This window comes from Neobacillus nitrireducens (assembly GCF_030915405.1).
Taxonomy (GTDB): Bacteria; Bacillota; Bacilli; order Bacillales; family Cytobacillaceae; genus Neobacillus.
In genome coordinates this window covers 4,285,177-4,305,769 of the sequence record NZ_CP133262.1, presented here as the reverse complement: position 1 = coordinate 4,305,769, position 20,593 = coordinate 4,285,177, and the positions used below count along the sequence as shown (strand labels likewise).

Annotated in this window: 21 protein-coding genes and 1 other annotated feature; of the genes, 8 read left to right on the top strand and 13 right to left on the bottom strand. The window is 39.3% G+C overall.

Annotation, left to right across the window (positions count from 1 at the left end; all coding sequences use genetic code 11):
* Positions 1-587: 587 nt before the first annotated feature.
* Complete coding sequence (gene dat, locus RCG22_RS20915) at positions 588-1,460, bottom strand: D-amino-acid transaminase (RefSeq protein ID WP_308104537.1); 873 nt, start codon at positions 1,458-1,460, stop codon at positions 588-590.
* Between the two features lie 389 nt (positions 1,461-1,849).
* Between dat and RCG22_RS20910 the strand changes: the two genes are divergently transcribed.
* Complete coding sequence (locus RCG22_RS20910) at positions 1,850-2,071, top strand: DeoR family transcriptional regulator (RefSeq protein ID WP_308107218.1); 222 nt, start codon at positions 1,850-1,852, stop codon at positions 2,069-2,071.
* A gap of 470 nt (positions 2,072-2,541) precedes the next feature.
* Positions 2,542-3,897 carry an amino acid permease gene (locus tag RCG22_RS20905; protein WP_308104536.1) on the top strand — a complete coding sequence of 452 codons (1,356 nt, stop codon included), beginning with the start codon at positions 2,542-2,544 and terminating at the stop codon, positions 3,895-3,897.
* A gap of 94 nt (positions 3,898-3,991) precedes the next feature.
* Here RCG22_RS20905 and RCG22_RS20900 read toward each other — a convergent pair whose 3' ends face one another.
* From RCG22_RS20900 to speD, 3 genes are all read right to left on the bottom strand, one after another.
* Positions 3,992-4,330, bottom strand: coding sequence for an ArsR/SmtB family transcription factor (locus tag RCG22_RS20900; protein ID WP_308104535.1), 339 nt, complete (start codon positions 4,328-4,330; stop codon positions 3,992-3,994).
* Positions 4,331-4,756 carry an SRPBCC family protein gene (locus RCG22_RS20895; RefSeq protein ID WP_166257963.1) on the bottom strand — a complete coding sequence of 142 codons (426 nt, stop codon included), beginning with the start codon at positions 4,754-4,756 and terminating at the stop codon, positions 4,331-4,333.
* A 145-nt stretch (positions 4,757-4,901) separates the two neighbouring features.
* A complete protein-coding gene (speD, locus tag RCG22_RS20890; RefSeq protein WP_308104534.1) occupies positions 4,902-5,711 on the bottom strand; it encodes an adenosylmethionine decarboxylase in 810 nt (269 codons plus the stop codon).
* A gap of 184 nt (positions 5,712-5,895) precedes the next feature.
* On the opposite strand from speD, the gene RCG22_RS20885 reads away from it, so the two are divergent.
* Together RCG22_RS20885 and RCG22_RS20880 are read left to right on the top strand one after the other, a co-directional pair.
* Positions 5,896-6,330 (top strand): Dps family protein, encoded by a 435-nt coding sequence (locus tag RCG22_RS20885; protein WP_308104533.1) that lies wholly within the window; start codon positions 5,896-5,898, stop codon positions 6,328-6,330.
* Positions 6,331-6,464: 134 nt separating this feature from the next.
* The gene (locus RCG22_RS20880; protein ID WP_308104531.1) at positions 6,465-7,751 is read left to right on the top strand and encodes a DUF4309 domain-containing protein; all 1,287 of its coding nucleotides are present in this window, start codon (positions 6,465-6,467) and stop codon (positions 7,749-7,751) included.
* A 64-nt stretch (positions 7,752-7,815) separates the two neighbouring features.
* Here RCG22_RS20880 and RCG22_RS20875 read toward each other — a convergent pair whose 3' ends face one another.
* Together RCG22_RS20875 and RCG22_RS20870 are read right to left on the bottom strand one after the other, a co-directional pair.
* On the bottom strand, positions 7,816-8,532 hold the full coding sequence (locus tag RCG22_RS20875; RefSeq protein WP_308104530.1) for a 16S rRNA pseudouridine(516) synthase: 717 nt from the start codon (positions 8,530-8,532) through the stop codon (positions 7,816-7,818).
* Positions 8,533-8,561: 29 nt separating this feature from the next.
* Positions 8,562-10,172: a putative polysaccharide biosynthesis protein gene (locus RCG22_RS20870; protein ID WP_308104529.1), complete on the bottom strand. Its 1,611-nt coding sequence runs from the start codon at positions 10,170-10,172 to the stop codon at positions 8,562-8,564.
* Between the two features lie 205 nt (positions 10,173-10,377).
* Here RCG22_RS20870 and RCG22_RS20865 point away from each other — a divergent pair, with 205 nt between their 5' ends.
* Entirely contained in the window at positions 10,378-11,652 is a 1,275-nt protein-coding gene (locus RCG22_RS20865; RefSeq protein ID WP_308104527.1) for a BaiN/RdsA family NAD(P)/FAD-dependent oxidoreductase, read from the top strand.
* A 6-nt stretch (positions 11,653-11,658) separates the two neighbouring features.
* Here RCG22_RS20865 and RCG22_RS20860 read toward each other — a convergent pair whose 3' ends face one another.
* Positions 11,659-11,844 carry a sporulation protein Cse60 gene (locus tag RCG22_RS20860; protein WP_066258247.1) on the bottom strand — a complete coding sequence of 62 codons (186 nt, stop codon included), beginning with the start codon at positions 11,842-11,844 and terminating at the stop codon, positions 11,659-11,661.
* Positions 11,845-11,993: 149 nt separating this feature from the next.
* On the opposite strand from RCG22_RS20860, the gene RCG22_RS20855 reads away from it, so the two are divergent.
* Genes RCG22_RS20855 through RCG22_RS20845 form a run of 3 tightly spaced genes read left to right on the top strand, consistent with a single transcriptional unit; the run spans position 11,994 to position 13,816 of the window.
* Positions 11,994-12,401: a hypothetical protein gene (locus RCG22_RS20855; protein WP_308104526.1), complete on the top strand. Its 408-nt coding sequence runs from the start codon at positions 11,994-11,996 to the stop codon at positions 12,399-12,401.
* Positions 12,401-13,285, top strand: a complete 885-nt coding sequence (locus RCG22_RS20850; RefSeq protein WP_308104525.1) for an FAD:protein FMN transferase — start codon at positions 12,401-12,403, stop codon at positions 13,283-13,285. The genes RCG22_RS20855 and RCG22_RS20850 overlap by 1 nt, the downstream gene beginning before the upstream one ends.
* A gap of 9 nt (positions 13,286-13,294) precedes the next feature.
* Positions 13,295-13,816, top strand: coding sequence for a ferric reductase-like transmembrane domain-containing protein (locus RCG22_RS20845; RefSeq protein WP_308107217.1), 522 nt, complete (start codon positions 13,295-13,297; stop codon positions 13,814-13,816).
* 33 nt (positions 13,817-13,849) lie between these two features.
* Here RCG22_RS20845 and RCG22_RS20840 read toward each other — a convergent pair whose 3' ends face one another.
* The 6 genes from RCG22_RS20840 to RCG22_RS20815 all read right to left on the bottom strand — a co-directional run bounded on the left by RCG22_RS20840 (position 13,850) and on the right by RCG22_RS20815 (position 20,593).
* Positions 13,850-14,164, bottom strand: coding sequence for a rhodanese-like domain-containing protein (locus RCG22_RS20840; RefSeq protein WP_098260132.1), 315 nt, complete (start codon positions 14,162-14,164; stop codon positions 13,850-13,852).
* Positions 14,165-14,212: 48 nt separating this feature from the next.
* Complete coding sequence (gene leuS / locus RCG22_RS20835; RefSeq protein ID WP_308104524.1) at positions 14,213-16,630, bottom strand: leucine--tRNA ligase; 2,418 nt, start codon at positions 16,628-16,630, stop codon at positions 14,213-14,215.
* A gap of 42 nt (positions 16,631-16,672) precedes the next feature.
* Positions 16,673-16,899, bottom strand: a binding site (T-box leader).
* Between the two features lie 154 nt (positions 16,900-17,053).
* Entirely contained in the window at positions 17,054-18,247 is a 1,194-nt protein-coding gene (locus RCG22_RS20830; protein ID WP_308104523.1) for an MDR family MFS transporter, read from the bottom strand.
* 118 nt (positions 18,248-18,365) lie between these two features.
* A complete protein-coding gene (locus RCG22_RS20825; RefSeq protein ID WP_308104522.1) occupies positions 18,366-18,551 on the bottom strand; it encodes a hypothetical protein in 186 nt (61 codons plus the stop codon).
* 72 nt (positions 18,552-18,623) lie between these two features.
* A complete protein-coding gene (locus RCG22_RS20820; RefSeq protein ID WP_308104521.1) occupies positions 18,624-20,078 on the bottom strand; it encodes an ammonia-forming cytochrome c nitrite reductase subunit c552 in 1,455 nt (484 codons plus the stop codon).
* A gap of 2 nt (positions 20,079-20,080) precedes the next feature.
* Positions 20,081-20,593 carry a NapC/NirT family cytochrome c gene (locus RCG22_RS20815; protein ID WP_308104519.1) on the bottom strand — a complete coding sequence of 171 codons (513 nt, stop codon included), beginning with the start codon at positions 20,591-20,593 and terminating at the stop codon, positions 20,081-20,083.

The window sequence follows — 20,593 nt, the reverse complement described above, 5'->3', positions numbered from 1 at the left end:
TCATACGTCTTTTTCTTTATTTATCAAGGTTTCTACAAAATTTTATTATCTTTGACGTGGCAATTGACATCATTCCGCACTTATAGGTTGGGGATCAGGTTAAGCACCCGAGTTGATAAATAGACGGAATAATTCCGCTTAACTGGTAATTATTTTAAAAATAAGCTTAAATAGACGGAGAAATTCCGCCTATTTGACTCGAAAAATTAGAAAATGGGAGAATTTGCTTTGCATAACCGGAAAACCTCCGCTTATATACCCCGAAACGAGCTCCATTCTGCAATTAACCGGAAAATCTCCGCTTATTTTACTTTTGCTGGTTACCCTATTAAGGCAAAGACATCTTAATTAAAAAGGTATGAATTTTATCTCAAAAATCCAAGAAAACCTCATTTTGATGCATTACAGTGAGGTTTTAAAAAAAAAGGTATTTGATTCCTACTAAAGAAACTCGCCATTCAATATGGCGGGTCTTACTTTTTTATATACCAATAACGATGCCAATACGACTGTCATTTCGGCACGCATTTTAAGAAAAGCATCTTAAACGGAACCCTTTATTTACTTCTGTGTTCACGTCTTTTTTTCTAATTAAAAATTTTATCTTTAAGTGTTCCGCATTGTTTTTCAATTTCTTGCTCCAACAATTCCTGTAGCTTTCTTGTGACAGGGCCGGGTAAACCATCCGTAACAGGCTTCCTATCCACTTCAATAATCGGCATGACCTCTGCAGTTGTACTTGATAGGAACACCTCATCAGCATTCACCAATTCCTCAAGTGTAAATGCTCGTTCTTCCACCACGATATTGTTGTTTGTACAGACCTGCAAAATGACATCCTTTGTAATCCCTTTTAAAATGAGATTATTCGATTGATGCGTGCTGACAATACCGTTTTTAACGACAAAGATATTGGAGGAACTTCCTTCCGTCACTTCTTCGCTGCGATGCTGAATCGCCTCAAAGCAGCCTTCAACAGTGGCTTTTTGCTTTGCTAATAGATTGCCTAGCAAATTCAAACTTTTGATGTCACAGCGGAGCCAGCGAATATCGTCAGTTACGATTGTTTTTACACCAGCCTTTAAGCTTTCCAAAGGTCTGCCTACTTCCTTTGTATAGGCTACAAGGCTAGGCGTTACATTTTCCGCAGGGAAAGCGTGATTACGAGGTGCGACTCCTCTCGTAATCTGCATATAAATTGTCCCTAACTGGAGATTATTTTTTGCAATAAGCTCTTCAAGTAATCCTGTTAAATGCTCCTTCGTGTATGGAAGTGTGATTCCAATACTATCTAAACTTTTTTGAAAACGATTGAGATGTTCAGTTGCTGTGAACATCTTTCCATTATAGACACGAATAACCTCGTACACACCATCGCCAAATTGATAGCCTCGGTCTTCTACATCAACCTTTGCTTCTGAACGCTCAATAATATTCCCATCCAAGATTGCAAATTTCATTTCCCCATTCCCCTTTTACTATCTTATTCATTCCTTGCCAATTCAAAAAAATCAAATAATTTAACTAAAAATTCAAATAATTTGTCATAATCCATACATTAAAACCCATAACCTATAGTAAGAGTATAGCAAAGGAGGGCAAATATCCGAACAATTTATGTAAATTTTTGAAGATTATTTTGTAAATTTAAGTATATTGGTGGAAATTTTCTGATTTTGTGGTTACAATAAGGATAGATGTAAGACATTAAGTATCCACAGTAATCATCCATGAAAAGGAGATGTCTGCGCGGAAAAGAAAACTACATATTCTTGAAGAGGAATCTTCAAATAGGCTGTCGGTAGCAGGGTATTGCCATGGGTTTGAAAAAAGGATAGGGAGTGGTTCTTTGAAACCTTCAACTAACCGGATGTTAAACCGCATCAAATGTATCTACATGTTTATCCGCAATAACGGCACTGTTTCTACGCAAGAACTTGTAGAGGAATTTGGTATCACTCCTCGCACCATACAACGAGATCTAAATGTCTTAGCCTATAATGACTTGGTAGTTAGCCCAAGCCGCGGAAAATGGACTACTACACAAAAAAGAGTAAAAATGTCATCTTAATAAAATAGAACAATACCATAAAAAAACACGCGAGACCATCGCGTGTTTTTTGTTTGTCAAAAATCAATGTTGTTCATGTAATTGGTCAGTAATACTGTCAGTGATTCTGTTATATTCCTGTTCACTTAAAATGCCTAGTTTTCTAAATACATATGAATAAATGAAAATCCTCCGTTGCAATCGAGGGGTTACGAACATAATAATCATCTCCTACCTTTATTTATTATATTCGCCATATTAAACAAAGTTTCCTTCAACCAAAAAAAATTCTTATGGTTAATATTTTAAGCCCTTCACAAGATTCCTTGAAGCATCTCTGCAATGCGACTAAGTTCTTGTTGTGCAGTAAAAGGGGGCATATGAAAATCTTCAATACTAATTGACAGTTTTTAATAGTATGGTAGTATATCAATATAATACTTTAACGCTTAAAAGCGTCTAAGCAAAAAAGATAAGTAGGTAGGAATAACATGGAAAATAATCAGCAGAATTTAAAAAAAGGATTATTACCGAGGCATGTCCAGTTTATCGCCTTGGCTGGTATGATTGGTACAGGAATTTTTAAAGGCAGTTCCGATACATTAGCGATTGCCGGACCCAGTGTAGTAATTGCCTATTTAATTGGTGGTCTATTACTCTTTATCATTATGGCTGCCTTAGGGGAAATGGCGCTTGCTTTTCCGAATTTAAATGTCCAGCATTTAGTAAATAAAGCATTTGGATTCCAAGTTTCTTATCTCGTTGGTTGGCTCTACTGGATCAATTGGATTATTGTAACGGTGGTTGAATTATTAGCAGCGGGAAGTTTTCTACAATTCTGGTTTCCTACGATACCATTATGGCTCCTTAGTTTCCTTTGTGCCGTCGTCATTGTTGGCATAAATTTAACTCAAGTAAAATACTACGGTGAGCTTGAATTTTGGTTTGCAGGAATTAAAATTATTGCCCTGATTGCTTTTATTATATTAGGCTTTTCTCTCCTCCTGGGTATCATTCCTAGTTCTATCCAAGATCCACTTTCGAACTATACTGGTCATGGCGGATTCTTCCCGAATGGAATCGGGGGAACATTAAGTGCCTTTTTAGTCGTCATGTTTTCCTATGGCGGGGCCGAATTAATCGGTGTTGCTGTAACCGAAACAAAAGATGCCGAGAAAGTACTGCCCAAAATTATTAAAGGCGCGGTTTGGCGTGTCATTATTTTTTACATTTTACCAATTCTTATCATTTGTGGACTCATGCCATGGAACAAGGTTACGGGAGCAGACAGTCCTTTCGTTCAAGTCTTCAGCACAACCGGGTTACCGGGAGCAGCACATATTATGAACTTTGTTCTTTTAACAGCGGTACTTTCAGCCGCAAATTCTGGTATCTATGCGACATCCAGAACGTTGTTTTCGATGGCACAAAGTGGCGTTGCACCTAAAGGGTTAGCAAGACTCTCTGCAAAAGGAATCCCATTAACAGGAATTATGCTGACAAGTATTTGTATACTAGCAGGCGTTTACTTAGCCTATTTAACACCTAGTCAGGTTATTGGTTATCTCATGACCATTCCAGGGTTTACGGTCATGCTAATCTGGATTAGTATTTGTGCAGCCCAGCTTAAATTAAGGCCGCTTTACAAAAGCAAGCCAGCTTTTAACGTAAAATGGTTTCCTTATACTACTATCTTTGCAATTGGATCTTTAAGTATTATCTTTATTGGATTTGTGTTTAATCCGAATAATTTAATTGGTACATCCGTTAGCTTGGCAACGATTGGCTTTCTAATCATCCTCTCTTTTATTGTTAGACGAAAGGTTGCCGGTGAAATCCTGGCTTAACTGAAAACAGAAAAAGTGATACCCATCGTAAAAGAGGGGTATCACTTTTTTTCATTTCTATTTGTGCTATTGCTGATAATTATTATTGATGATATTATTCATCGTCTTCTTTCGCATCCGTTTCAACAAAGAACTTAAGTGCTGATAATTTATTCTCCCAAAATAACTCAAAATATTGGAGCCAATCTTTTAATTCATATAAGGGTTCCGGCTCAAGCTTGTACCTTGTTTCCCTGCCCGCTTTCCGTTCCTTGACCAACCCTGCATCTGCTAATACACGTAAGTGCTTGGATACAGCGGTTCGGCTGATTGGAAAGTGTTCACTAATTGCCGTGACAGGCATTTCTTCTTTGCTAAGAAGTTTTAACAGTTTCCGTCTTGTTGGATCAGCGATGGCTTGAAAGACATCATGCTTTGCCGAGGAAGCTGTCATTTATGCCTCAACATATGCTTGTAATTTTTTCACAAGCCCTGCCCAGCCCTGATTCATGTTGTCGCGAATTGGAGTGTGCGGCGCACCAAATTCAGTAACTTTGTTTGCGTCCCAGCCACCATGGGTTAACGTTAATTCTGTTTTATCATCTATTTCTTTTAATTCAAATGATAGTGTCCAATCTTTTCCCCAATTAAAAGAAAGTTTGTTAGGTGGATCCACATGTGTGACCTTACATGGTGACATCCCAAATTGTGCTGCATTTAAATGAAATTCATGTCCTTCAACTGGTTGGAGATCATTTGGCATGAACCATGCACCTAGACCTTCTGCTGTCGCTACAGCATCCCAAACTTTTGCAATTGGAGCATTATAAACGACCGTATATTTAATATCTTCTAATGTTGCCTGTGACTCATTTGCCATATTAATTTCCTCCTCGAATTGTGCTGCGCTTATTTTTAATTGCGAAACCATTTGGTTTCATATCAAAACTATATAACACCCTTTGGTTGCACGTCAAGTATTTCTCCATTTTAGCAAGCAAAAAGAGCGCGGAACCCGTGCTCTTTTATTGGACTATATTTTTCCCATAAAAGATTTCGTCCATCTCAATCTTTAAACGCTTCGTGATCTCGATATGCTCATCAGGAGTTAATTTATCTTTTGTATAACCAAACAAATAATTATTTAAATCAAATTCACGCAGTTTGCATTTCGTGTGAAAAATATGCTCTTGATAGACATTGACGTCAATCATATCGAATAACTCACCGACATCTTCCGGGATGTAATTCTGAATGGAATTTATCTCATGGTCAATAAAGAGTTTATGCCCTGTCTTATCCCTTGTAAAACCGCGAACCCGGTAATCAATTGTCATTACATCCGTCTCAAATGATCTGATTAAATAATGGAGAGCCTTAAGCGGCGAAATTTCACCACAGGTAGAAACGTCAATATCCGCTCTAAACGTGCTGATTCCTTCATCTGGATGAAACTCCGGGTATGTATGGACCGTAATATGACTTTTATCTAACTGCATCACCACCGACTCCGGAAGCGGCCCCGGGGATTCTTCAAAGGATTCAGACGGTGCATTCGCGACCGGCCCCTCGGATACCAACAGGGTCACGCTCGCCCCAGCGGGTTCAAAGTCCTGGCTCGCCACATTTAAAACATGTGCACCAATGATATCTGATACATGTATTAATATTTTTTGCAGCCTGTCCGCACTGTATTGTTCATCGATATAATTCAAATAGGCTTCACGCTCTTCCCGGGTTCTCGTAAAACATACGTCATACATATTAAAGCTTAACGATTTCGTCAAGTTATTAAAGCCGTGTAACTCTATTGCCTGCTCGTGAGTAAGTTTCATGACAGTTCCCCCTTAATATTAAGGTATCCTTTCAAGTAAATATTATTAAGATACCCAGAGTTCTCCCTAGTTACTATTTTTAAAAAATGTTTTTTACCTTATTTATAATTATTATAATTTAATATTTACTTTTAAATAATATATGTTATAATTAATTTAGATAAGAAATTAGGAGGAATGCTAAATGACAGTTGAACAAATGATCAACCAACAAATTGCTAATTGGAATGTCCTATATACTAAATTACATCGTTTTCACTGGTATGTGAAAGGTCCTCACTTCTTTACCTTGCACGCCAAATTTGAAGAATTATATGAGGAAGCCGCAGCGACTATTGATGAATTTGCTGAACAATTATTAACCATTGGCGGTTCTCCAATATCTACGCTTAAAGAATATCTTCAACTTGCAACGATTGAAGAAACCAGTGAAACCTTATCTGCTGAAGAAATGGTTAAGACAATTGTCCATGACTTTTCATTAATTATTGATGAGCTAAAGGCGGGAATGGAAGTCGCTGAACAAAACAATGACGAAGTAACAAGTGATATGTTTTTAGGTCTTATCGGAAAACTTAACAAACATAACTGGATGTTGAAATCCTTCTTAGGGGCATAATTGAACTGAACGTTAATCTAGGACAAGGCTTAAAGCTTTGTCCTTTTTCGTTGGATAGAATTTATTTTTTTCCAATAGTGAAGGATTTTGCTATGATTAGTTCAAGAATTGATTTATGGAAGGTGAGGAATTGGATGAAGAAACTCAAGCTCATATTTATTGTCTGTTTCTCTATGATTACTCTATTTACAGCTTGTGATTCGGATAAGCCACATCCAAGTGAAAATGTAAAGCCAAAGCAAAATGCCCTACAGCCTAAAGAAATAAACCATTCTTATAGTGCACAGCTGGTTGAAATAAAGGATATGGCTCAGAAAGGGATGGTAAAGGATTGTCCTTTTAATGCGTTTGATAGCACAATCGGCCAGGTAAACTCTGAATGGGGTGAACCCGACAAGGTTGACCAAGCTGGTGTTGGCAGCTATGCCACCTTTCAAGGTAAAAACATCGTTTTAGGCTATAACAAAGCAGGAGAAATTTTCGACGTCCGTTCCTTTGCTGATGGTCTTAAAAAAATTACAGACAAGATGGTGGTCAAATCCTTTGGTCAACCCACAGAAATACGAGAAAACAACAATGAAAATATTTATGTTTATGAGTTGAACCAAGAAATTCAACTTAAGGTGGTCATTCCAAAAAGCAATAATCTCATTGATCATATCTCAGTTTTTAATGTAATAAGATCAACAGGAACTGCAGCGAATAATAAATACATTTTGAATATTAAGGGAAAATCGAATCAACTATCAGAATCCGCCTGGACCTCGATGCAAAAATGGCGAAAAGATATCGTTTTCTTTGCCCAAAATCAGGATAATGTTTATATTAATGGCCCAGATAAAAAACAGGTAGCGTTAACATTTGATGATGGACCTGATGAAGTAATTACTCCTGCGATCATTGAGATTTTGGCAAATCATCATGTGAAAGGTAATTTCTTCTTTATTGGCAGTAAGGTAAATAAGCATCCTGATGTTGTAATGAATGCTTTTAAAAATGGAAACTTAGTCTTAAGCCATAGCTTTAATCATGTGGAATTAACCAAATTAGGCAGAGAAGCCACTCGTCTTGAAATTAATCAAGCGGGGAAAGCGATTAAATCTGTTATTGGCAAGAAGCCGGCAATTCTTCGTACACCCTATGGAGATACCAATGGACAGGTGGCAGAGGTTGCAAAAGAAGAGGGTTATTCCATTGTTCTTTGGTCGATTGATACGTTAGATTGGTCGCAGAGAGATTCAAAAAATATCATTCGCAATGTGATCGATAATCTTCGAAACGGAGACATTATCTTAATGCATTCCGATTCTGATAAGAGTGAGACAAAAAAAGCCTTACCGCTCCTAATCGAGGAATTGCAAAAAAGGAATATTGAAATTGTTGATTTGGAAACATTGCTAAATGTGAATGCCTATCAATAATCGACCATATTTTTAAAACGAAAAAGCAGCTATTTTTTTAGCTGCTTTTTACATATTAAAATTATTAAACATGATATTCTCGCAATAACTCTACTTCTTCGTCTGTCAGTTCCCGGTATTCACCTAACTCCAGTGTTTCATCCAATGGCAAGGGACCCATCGAAATCCGCTGCAGGTAAACTACACTTTTCCCTACAGCTTCAAACATTCTTTTCACCTGATGAAATTTACCTTCAGTGATGGTTAACTCAATATCGGAACGAATACCGGATTTTATTATTTTCAATTCCCCCGGCTTTGTTTCGTAGCCATCATCTAAGGTAACTCCATTAGCAAACGCCACCACATCTTCTTCCGTCACTTCACCGTCAATGACAGCAAAGTATGTCTTTGGAACATGTTTTTTCGGAGAAAGCAAACGATGTGCCAACTGACCGTCATTGGTGATTAGCAGTAACCCTTCTGTATCCTTGTCTAATCTGCCGACAGGAAACGGTTCGTAGACCTGGTCCTCAAGCTCTAGTAAATCGATAACGGTTTCGGTGTTGTTATCTTCCGTAGCTGATAATACCCCCTGCGGCTTATTCATCATCAGATAGATAAACTCTTTATAATCGATAACTTCTCCATTTAATGTTACGGTTTGTATAGATGGATCCACATGCTGTTTTGCATCCTTGACGACTACATCATCAACTTTGACCGCACTGCTTTTTAGAAGCTGCTTCACTTCTTTCCTGCTGCCATAGCCAAGATTAGCCAGCATTTTATCAATTCTCAACTGTTCCATCTCCTTTTTAAGAAGATTTTTTAAAATCTTAACCTTAGTTTTTGCTTAATTCGATCAACCCTATTACCAAATAAGCGGTTCACTAGTCCTGATTTCAGTCCTAAGTAAAAATAGATAACTGCGCCAACTCCGGCACTGATTACTATAAGTAAAACGGATTGACCCTTCGATGCAGGTGAAAGGAATAATAAGAGTAATTTATAAACAATCTCTGTTCCGGCCCACATTAATCCTGCGAAGATGACAATTAATAAACTTCTTCGCCACACGAGCAGGTATCGATAGCGTGAAAATGACTTAATAACAATTAGGTTAATGACAATTGCCGCAGTATATCCAAGTGCGGTAGCAAGAACGGCTCCTCTTGTTTCAAACATTTTTATTAATGGCATGTTAAGAGCAAGTTTTAGTAACAGACCAACAAGTAAGCTTAAGATGGTAAAGCGCTGTTCGTTAATTCCCTGCAAAATAGCCGCCGTGACAGAATAGAGAGAAAAAAGAATCGCAACCGGTGCATATGCCGCTAATACTTGTGTCCCAAGGCTATCGTGTTCATAAAAAGCTGTGTAAACCGGTTCTGACAATAAAGAAAGCCCAATCGCCGCTGGTAAGGTTAAATAGAGCATTACTTGAAAAGTTTGGTTTAATTGATGATTTAAGTTCTTGCGGTCATTTTCTACAAATGCCTTTGTAATGCTCGGTACTAACGTTAATGAAAAGGCAGTTGCGAGTGATACAGGAATAATAACAATTTTATGGGACTCAAAATTCAAGATCCCAAAAGCTGTATCCGCCAGCTTCTGATTAATCCCAACATCCATCATCGCTCGTGTCATCGTAATTTGATCAATGAATTGAAATAATGGATTGGCAATCCCAACAAATACGAAGGGCGCCGCATATATGAAAATTTCTTTGTATATATCCTTTAAGGAGACATTAATCGTCCCTTTATCATGCTCAAGAAGCTCATTTAAATAGGACTTTCTTTTAAACCAATACCAAAATAAAACAGCTAATCCCCCGATAGCTCCGATAAACGCCGCGAAGGTGGCCACACTAACGGCTGTTACAATTGTCCCATTTAAAAATTTCAGAACAATATAGGCCCCTGCAAGGGTGAAAACAATTCGTACAATTTGTTCGACGACTTGTGAAACGGCTGAAGGTCCCATTGATTGATGTCCTTGAAAATAACCTCTGATTAAGCTCATAAATGGAACAACAATCAAGGCAAAACTAACTGCTCTAATCACAGTTATGACATTAGCCAGTTGGCCTTTACCGGGATGGCTTAACCCTGCCAATAGCGGTGCTGCAAAATACATGACTAAGAATGCGGCAAATCCGGTTAAGAGCATGACCACCAGTCCCGATTTAAAGAGCTTTCGGCCAACGGCATACTCTTCAAGCGCGTTATATTTAGCAATAAATTTTGAAACTGCTAGTGGTACACCTGCGGTTGCGATACTGATAAAGATGGTATAAGGGACATACGAGTAAGAATAAAGCTGCGTCCCGTATTTCCCAACAATTTGATAAAACGGTATAACATAAATTAATCCGATAACCTTAGATAGTATTGTTCCAAATGTTAAAATAAATGTTCCCCGCAAAAGCTTTGATTGCATAGAATCCCTTCCTACCCGAAGAAATACGTGCGCTTTTTCACAAACGAATTTCGACTTTTTTTGCACACTATTAGTAGTTTACAACTTCTTTCACTCTCGCGCTACTAACAACCAAGTTAATTTTATGAAAAACTAGCCACATTCGTTTTATTTTGGTGATAAATGTTTATAATGGAGTGATGGATTAAAGAAAAGTGGTGGAAATATGAATTATGATGTAATTGTCATCGGCGGCGGACCTTCTGGGTTAATGGCAGCGATTGCGGCTGGTGAAAAAGGTGCCAAGGTATTATTAATTGATAAAGGTGACAAACTCGGCAGAAAGCTAGCAATATCGGGTGGCGGACGTTGTAACGTTACCAATCGCCTGCCTATTGAAGAAATTATCAAACACCTTCCGGGAAACGGTAAGTTTCTATATAGTGCCTTTTCAATCTTTAGTAATGAAGATATTATTAAGTTCTTTGAAAAATTAGGAATTGAATTAAAGGAAGAAGATCACGGGAGGATGTTCCCCGTTTCCAATAAGGCTCAATCAGTCGTTGACGCGCTATTAACTCAATTAGAAAAGCTTCATGTTAGGATTTTTAAAAATAGTCCTGTCGAAGACCTATTCTATGAAAATGGAACCGTTTCTGCTGTCTTATTGAAGGACGGTCAAAAATTCGAAGCTAAATCGATCGTGATTGCTGTTGGAGGAAAGTCCGTTCCACATACTGGTTCAACCGGAGATGGCTATGCCTGGGCGAAAAAAGCAGGTCATACCATTACGGATTTATTTCCAACGGAAGTGCCAGTCACCTCTAGTGAATCTTTTATTAAAAATAAGAGCCTACAAGGTTTATCACTGAGAGACGTTGACTTAAGTGTGTTAAATCCAAAAGGAAAGCCGATTATCTCGCATCGTATGGATATGATATTTACTCATTTCGGACTCAGCGGACCTGCTGTGCTGCGCTGCAGTCAGTTCGTGGTCAAAGCCATGAAGAAGTGGAATCTCAAAGAAGTAGTGATGAGCCTCGATGTCTTGCCTGATAAAAAAGAAGAAGAAGTTTTTCAAGAGATTATTAAACTCGTCAAAAACGAACCAAAGAAAAGTATCAAAAACACGTTAAAAGGGCTTCTTCCTGAACGTTATCTACTTTTTCTATTAGATACTAATGGGATTGACCCAGCTGAGCAGGGTGGCACGATTTCCAATGAAAAAATTCGTAGTTTTACAAAAACCTGCAAGCAATTCTTGATTAAAGTCAATGGGACTTTGCCTCTCGAAAAAGCTTTCGTTACCGGCGGAGGCGTGTCTGTTAAAGAAATCGAGCCGCAAACGATGGGCTCTAAATTAATGAATGGTTTATATTTTTGTGGTGAAATCCTTGATGTTCATGGTTATACGGGAGGATATAATATCACCTCGGCACTTGTGACTGGAAGACTGGCTGGAACCAATGCTGCCCTGTCTGCAAAAAACAACAAGGTCTGACTTTTGTCAGGCCTTGTAAATTATCATCGCTGAAAAACAATAAATCTGCTCCTCTTCTTCTTCCTCCGCCATTGCGGCCACATTATATTTAATATCGAGCAGGCTAGTTTCATCTATTCCTTTTAAAAAACGATTCATTTCCTTCTCTAAATCCTTCTCATGCTCCCGGTCAAACAACTTAACCTGTATCACTTTTCTCTCTCCCTCTCTTTTTTACTACTATTATTAACAACTTATCTGAATTTTAAAAATAAATAGATTGAAAAATTAAGGTTATTTTAAGATTCAACTTGTAAACTCCTTCTTAGAAAGACAGTTTCATTAAGAAAGGAGTAATTACTATGGATAAAAAACAAAAGATCTCTTGGGGCGTTAGTTTTGGGAGTTTAGCATTGGTAGCAGGAATGGTTTCCTATTTCGGTCTGGTGGGTGGCAATGACAGTCAAGCAACTAATCAAGTGGCTCTTACTCAAGGGAAAACTGATAATAATACTTCAAGTCAGCAATCACAAGAAGGCTTTACCACACAACAGCCGCACGGACATGGACGAGGTTTCGAACAATCCTTTGGTGATGATAACTCTTCGCAATTCAATCAAAATGATGATTTATACAACAATAATGATCAATCCACGACTAATAGTGATCAGTTTTCTAGAAACAGCAATCAACAAGGCCAATTCTCAAATGGTGGGAGTCTAGGAATGGGACATCAAGACGGCTTTGATACGACTACTGGGGGAACCTAATGTTTACCTACCGATTCCCATCAATGAGTACAGTCGTTCAAATCTCGATTGATCATGAGTTGTTTGCCAACGATTTGATGCCCATCTACACGCTATTTAATTTAATAGAAGATACCTGCAGCCGGTTTCGGGCTAATAGTGAACTGTCACGTTTAAATCAACAGATTGATAAAGAAGTCATTGTTAGCAGTGAAATGTTTTCAATATTAACTGATGCTTTTCGATTTTATAAAGAATCGGAAGGTATTTTTAATCCCGGTGTTCTATCGGCGCTTGAAAATCACGGCTATGCTAAATCTATCGAAATGATTAAGGGAAAGGAGATAGAGATAGCCCTAGCTTCCCCTTCCCCAACTGTCCCTGTTCATTCACAACCTTTTTTACTAGACCAACAGAAACAGGCTGTTACTCTTTTTACAAAAATTGACCTTGGAGGGATAGCCAAAGGATGGGTAATTGATCATGCGACACAACTTTTAGAGAAAGAAGGGTACGGTTTTATTAATGTCGGTGGCGATATGCGCATCTTCGGTACATTACCGCGTCATATGAATATCGGAATTGAAAGTCCGTTTGCAGAAACAGAGATGATTTCTTCGATTCAGGTTCAAAAAGGTGCACTTGCGACGTCCACAACGATGAAAAGAAAATGGCTTATCAATGGGGAGTGGACACATCACTTAATTGATCCACGAACAGGAGAACCCAGTGAAAGTAAGATTATATCTGCAACAGTGACAGCCCCAACGGCCCTGAAGGCTGACGTTTGGGCAAAAACGGTTCTATTACTGGGGGAAAAGGTTGGTAAAGAGTGGATAAATAGAAACGGTGTTCAGGCAGTGGTTATTAACAAAAACGGTGATATTTGGAGAGGAGGAGAGTAATCTTTGGAAATGTTTGAATGGTATATGATTCGCGCGACCGGTCTGGCAGCCTATCTGCTACTCTACTTATCTGTGATCATTGGACTTTACTCTCAAGTTCAGAAAAAGCGAAAACAAAAGGTAACTGTCTCCCTATTTGTGCATGAGTCACTGGCAAATTGGGCTCTTTACCTAGTGATAGGGCATGTAGGATTTCTACTCATTGATTCGTATATCTCGTTACAATGGTTTGAAGTCCTCGTTCCGTTTAATACGGACTATAGTCCCTTGCCAATGGCTCTCGGAGCATTATCTTTCTATTTTCTAATAATGACGATCGTTACATCCAATCTGCGAAAAAAAATCGGTTATCAAAAATGGCGGAAATTACATGCATTGAATCCGATTCTATATATATTCGTTACTATCCATGGGTTATTAATTGGTACTGACATTCAAGGGGCTGTGCTGGCGACAGTCAATCTCCTACCGATTATCGTGTTGGGATGTATGTTGTTGAAAGATAAACATAATCTAGATGTATCACATTAACACAAGAAAAAACCGATTCCATGGCGGAATCGGTTATTCTGTGTATTCGGTCTCTCCTGTCCATGCGAGCATGCCACCAACCATATTACGGACCTTATAGCCCTGATCCTGCAGATAATGGCAGACATTTCCACTTCGGGCACTGGAGCGGCAGATAAAGATATATTCTTTATCCTTATCAAAATAATCAAGATTAGCCGGAATGTCCCCCATGCGAATATGCTTGGCCCCGGGTACCATCCCGAATACTACTTCTTCATCTTCCCTTACATCCACAAGCTCAAGTTTATCCCCTGCCTCAAGCTTTTTTTGTAAATCTTCTGGTGTAATTGTTTGAATTTCTTCCATAAAGTCCATCCCCTTTTAGAAAAACAGCCCCTGATAGGGGCCATTCTTTTAATTTGCTACAATATTAACAAGTTTTCCTGGAACCGTTATTACCTTGCGGATTGTTTTTCCTTCAATTTGTTCTTTTATGTGGGCATCTTCCATTGCGATGCCTTCAAGTGACTCTTTGCTTGCATCTGTTGGTACCATAAGTTTTGTTTTTACTTTACCATTAACCTGGATGACAATTTCAACTTCATCATCGACTAGTTTCGCCTCATCATAGGCAGGCCATGTTTGGTAAGTTATCGTTTCACTGTGACCTAACTTTTCCCATAGCTCTTCAGCAATATGCGGGCAAATAGGTGCAAGTAATTTAACAAATCCTTCAATATACTCTTTTGGAAGTACATTTGCTTTATAGGCTTCATTAATGAATACCATCATTTGAGAGATGGCGGTGTTAAATCTTAAACCTTCATAATCCTCGGTTACTTTTTTCACAGTTTGATGATAGATTTTTTCTAAACCTGAAGTTTCTTCGTTGGATTGAATCTTCAGATTTAATTCACCATTTTCCTCAACCAATAAGCGCCAGATCCGATCTAGGAAGCGGCGAGAGCCATCTAACCCGTTTGTCGACCAAGCAATCGATGCGTCAAGAGGTCCCATGAACATTTCATAAAGACGAAGAGTATCAGCACCATGGCTGTTAACGATATCGTCAGGGTTTACCACATTCCCTTTTGACTTACTCATTTTTTCATTACCTTCACCTAAAATCATTCCTTGGTTAAATAGCTTTTGGAATGGTTCTTTAGTAGGGACTACACCGATATCGTACAAGAACTTGTGCCAGAAGCGAGCATAAAGTAAATGCAACACAGCATGTTCAGCACCACCAATGTAGATATCAACTGGAAGCCAATGATTTAATTTTTCCTGAGAAGCAAGTGCCTGATCATTTTTTGGATCAATATAACGTAAATAATACCAGCAGCTCCCTGCCCATTGTGGCATCGTATTGGTTTCACGGCGACCCTTTTTACCCGTTTTTGGATCCACAACATTCACGAAGTCAGTGATGACGGCTAATGGTGATTCTCCAGTTCCGGACGGACGAATTTCCGTTGTTTTTGGCAACATCAGTGGAAGCTGGTCCTCAGGAACTGCAGTCATTGTACCATCTTCCCAATGAATAATCGGAATTGGTTCACCCCAATAACGCTGACGGCTAAATAACCAGTCACGCAGGCGGAAGGTGACTTTCTTTGTTCCTATCCCTTTTTCTTCTAACCAAGCAATCATTTTTTGAATGCCTTCCGTTTTATCTAAGCCATTTAAAAATTCAGAGTTAATATGTTCACCATCGCCAGTGTAGGCTTCTGTGTCAATATCTCCTCCAGCGACAACCGCTTTAATTGGCAGATTAAACTCTTTGGCAAATTCATAATCACGCTCGTCGTGAGCAGGTACGGCCATAATCGCACCAGTTCCGTAGCTTACTAATACATAATCAGCAATCCAGATTGGCATTTTCTCACCATTGGCAGGATTAATAGCATAAGCACCGGTAAATACGCCTGTTTTCTCTTTAGCAAGGTCCGTACGTTCTAGGTCACTCTTTGTTTTAACCTTATCTAAGTAGGCATCTACGGCTGCACGCTGTTCGGCAGTCGTAATTTTAGCAACAAAAGAATGCTCAGGAGCAAGCACCGCATAGGTCGCACCGAAAAGCGTATCAGGGCGAGTTGTGAATACCGTGAAGGTCTCGTCGTGACCTTCGATTGCGAAAGTTACTTCTGCACCCTCCGAGCGGCCTATCCAGTTGCGCTGCATTTCCTTTAAGCTTTCAGGCCAATCAAGTTCTTCAAGGTCTTCAAGTAAACGGTCACCGTATGCAGTGATTCTTAACATCCATTGTTTCATCGGACGGCGTTCCACCGGATGGCCGCCGCGTTCACTTTTGCCATCAATGACCTCTTCGTTCGCTAGTACCGTTCCAAGTGCAGGGCACCAGTTTACCGCTACTTCATCGACATAGGCTAAGCCTTTTTCAAATAGTTTCAAGAAAATCCATTGCGTCCATTTATAGTATTCAGGGTCGGTTGTATTGACTTCACGATCCCAATCATACGAGAATCCTAATGATTTAATTTGGCGGCGGAACGTATTGATATTATGTTCTGTAAATTCCGCTGGGTCATTCCCGGTATCCAATGCGTATTGTTCCGCAGGTAAACCGAACGCATCCCAGCCCATTGGATGAAGAACATTATATCCCTGCATCCGCTTTAAACGGGAAAGAATGTCAGTTGCTGTGTAGCCTTCAGGGTGTCCAACATGTAGTCCTGCACCTGACGGGTATGGAAACATATCTAAAGCGTAGAATTTTCTTTTGTCATATTCTTCGCTTGTTTTAAATGTTTTTTCTACTTCCCATTTCTTTTGCCACTTCTGTTCGATGTTATTATGGTCGAAACTCATATTGCTTTCCTCCTAAAAAAAAATAAAAAACCCCTCATCCCAAAAAGGGACGAGAGGATTGTATGTATCTTCCCGCGGTACCACCCACATTAGTGCATTCAGTCTGCACTCGCTTCATTCATCCTTAACGCGGAAAACGGCAAGCCTTACTATCCTTCACGCTTGCAACTCAAAGGCGAGTTCATGATGTACCCGGTTGACTTCCACCAGCCGTCAACTCTCTTTTTTTGCGGGTATGAATCATTACTACTCCTGATCACTGTCTTTTGAAATATAAAGTATTACGGTTATTGTATTAAATTTTCCGATGGTATGCAAGCAAACAATCGCCTATTTTCAGGATAGACAAAATATTCGTCAAATAAACTGTAAAAGAAAAAAACAGAGAAGCACGCTTCCCTGTCCGCTTGGAGTGGACAAATGCTAGAATTGTCCATGAACGGTGCCTGACACCATTTTTGTTTTGAGAATTCGATCGTAAAGCAATGTAGTAACGATTGCTATTAGGAATAAACCAATTAATACGATGAATAAGGCTGATATGTTATACATGTCGACGAGCATTCCACCCAATAAAGGTCCAATCATTCTGCCGCCGGTTGCGGTACTGTTAACGATTCCTTGGTAGAAGCCTTCGCGTCCCTTTGGGGCTAAGTCGAAAGCGACTGTGGGCACTGCCGGCCAGATGAACATCTCTCCAATTGTTAGGATAATCATCCCAACAAGAAAACCTGAGAATACAGTTGCCTTCCCTGCAACTAAAAATGAAACAATAAAAATAACAATTCCAATAATCATCTGCAATTTTAATGAGGCGGTAAGATGCTTCAACACACTATTTAATAGCGGTTGGCCCACGACAATGAGGGCTCCGTTTATCGACCATAATAAGCTATATTGTGTTAATGAAATATGGATTTCCTGTGTGTAGGAGGCAATCGTTGTTTGCCATTGTACGTAGGCCACCCAGCACAGCAAATAACCTGTGCACAAGATCAATAAGGCAGTTAGATTTTTTTTGTTCTTACCGGCAGGAACATTTAAATCAATCGTTGCTTGTTTTCCTGAATCCACTAAAATTCCTTTATAGCCAAAAATCGCGATTAGTAAAAAGAGGACGTACATGATGGTATTAGCTAGGAAGATGAGTTGAAAGGAATGAGCTGCAACAATTCCTCCAAGAGATGCGCCTAAGGCTACCCCAAGGTTTTGGGCAACATAAATGGCGTTAAAGGCTTTCCGCCCGCCTTCTATCCAAACTGAACCTGCCATTGCATACATCGATGGAAAAATAATTCCCGTACCAAATCCAATGATGATTTGGAAAACAATATATGCTGGCCAATCGTGCCAGAAAGTTAAACCAATAAGGGCAGTGAGCGTAATACTAATTCCTAAAATAATAGATTTGTAGCCGCCGATTTTATCAAAAAGACTGCCGCCATAAAGGTTCCCGATTACACTAGCTGCAGAATTTAACATCAATACAACTCCGGCTACGGATAAGGACTTCCCTAAATGGTCGTGAATATAGATTGTATTTAAAGGCCATAAAAATGAAGAGCCTGTTACGTTAACTACCATCCCGATTATTAAGAGCCATAAGGCACGTGGCATAAAAAAACGCCCCTTCATATTTCACTATTTCAATTTCCAAATGTTTATTCTATTCCTTTTTCCAGTATGCTGCAATCCTTTTTCTTTTCCAGGATTGGCGGGCTATGATTCGGCGTATTTAGATAGAGAATTTACAAAACCTTGAAATAATTCTGAAGTATATTAAGCTGATTCCGCCGAACTGGGCAGCGATTCCGCCAACCTTACTATTTATTCCGCCGAACTGGGCGGCGATTCCGCCAACCTTGCTATTTATTCCGCCAAATTCACGTTTATTCCGCCAAACCCTAAAATTTCTCCTCAAAAAACATATTACCGCAAACACAAAAAACACTGTCCTCATAAGAGCAACAGTGTTTCCTGACAATATTAAAGTTTATTTTTTCGGTACGACTGGTACAACCGGTGCCTGGGCAGGGAAGTAGCTATTGACTGCCGCATCCTTCTTCTTGTCATTAACCTTTTCGTCGAGATCAGTCTTCTTCACTTTTTCAATTTCCGAATCCAATTCTTCCATGTTGACGCCTTTTTTCACAAGCTCCTCTGTGGCAAGACGAATTGCCTTGTTGGATTGGACACCGGATTCTCTTAGTGAATCCATCGAACCCTGTGGATTATGGAAGCCGGCAGAGTTTTCAGCTGCGACGATATCCCAGAACCATTGCCCTTTACGAACAAATTCTTGTGCTTGCTTGATCTTGTCTTGACTTACACCAGATGTAATCATTTTATTTACATAGTAGTGTGAGGTTGTAGAAATGTCTTGAGCTTCGTGTAATGCACTTACATTCGCTTCTTGAATCTCAAGCACACGATCTTTCAGTTTATCTAAATCACGGTCACCGTGACACTGGCCGCAAGAAGTTTGCATTGTTTTCAGCGGGGAAGTCCACCAGTGTGAGGTGATTTTTCTTTTTCCATCGACACGCTCATATGGCATATGGCAATCGGCACAGGAAACATTGGCCTTACCATGGGTTCCGGATGAATGTGTTTCATATTCAGGATGCTGTGACTTTAACATTGGAGTCCCTGAAATATTACTAATCCAGTCTTTTTCAAAGCCCTTTTCTTTCGCAATCGTGCTGTAATACTCATACATTTCTTCTGGTTTAAATCCTTTAGTCCATGGGAAGGTTACTTCGCTATTGTCTGCGGCAAAATAATATTCCACGTGACACTGCCCGCAAACATAGCTGCGCATATCATTCTTTGTTGGATTGGATGTATCTACACCTTTTGCTTCCAATGCCTTATAAAAGCTTGGACGTGTAACACGCAAATCCATTGTTTTTGGATCATGACAATCGGAACAACCGATTGGGGAGTGACCCATCGCTACGCCTTTTGGCCAGATATCTTTATTAAAATTAGCGCCCCAATAACTGTCGCCCATTTCTTCAATCATTTTTGGAACAGCTGTTGATTTACAGGTATAACAAGAACCCACAGATTTATCGGTGATCCGTTTCACGTTACGAATATCTTCTAAAGCGTATGTATGGCCACGCTCCTCGTTATATTCAGTCGCAAATCCATATCCATTGAAGAGGATTGGCAACAACGGCTCTTTATCTGCATCATACTTGCTGCGTTTTACAGATCCGCCGTATGTTGTATCTTCCATTTTCTCATTTTTCTTGTAGCTGTTATATTGTAGCGGAAATAAGTCCTTAAACGCTTCATTGCTAATTTCATCGGCTGAAAGGCCTGTTGTCTTCTTACCTGCAGCAGAAGCTGTTTTCTCACTGGATACGTTGCTGCTGCACCCAGTAATAATCAGAATTAAAGCTAGCAGGAGAAGATATGCCCCATTTCGAAACCTTCCCATTTCTAAAATCCTCCCTTATTTTCAAATAACTCTCCTGAAACAGGTGGCTTATTATAACTATCATTTTTAAAGCCTTTCCCGTGTGGTACTGTTTTGTGACAAGAAATACATTTTTCTTTTGCATCATGCGATACATTGTCCAGCGTACTTTTATGACAGGAAATACAGTTATCATTCATGATACTTTCGGTTCGATCCGTCGCCTCAATCACATCTGGTATCTTCTTCGTTCCCAGTGTGTTGAAATAAATATGTGTCATCCCTGCGCGGCCTTTAAAGAATAACTTACCCACCTCACTTTTATGTGGCAGATGGCAGTCATTACACTGTAAATCCGAGTGAGTAGAATCCGTGAAGGACTTATGAACGGATTTCATCGTATGACAGTTTTGACAAAAACCTGGTGAATCCAGGTAGGCCATTGTTTTGACCGTTGAAAAAGATAAAAACACACCAACCAGAAGCGCCAACACAATTAAAAACTTTTTGTCCATTTTTAGCAGTTTTTTAAACAT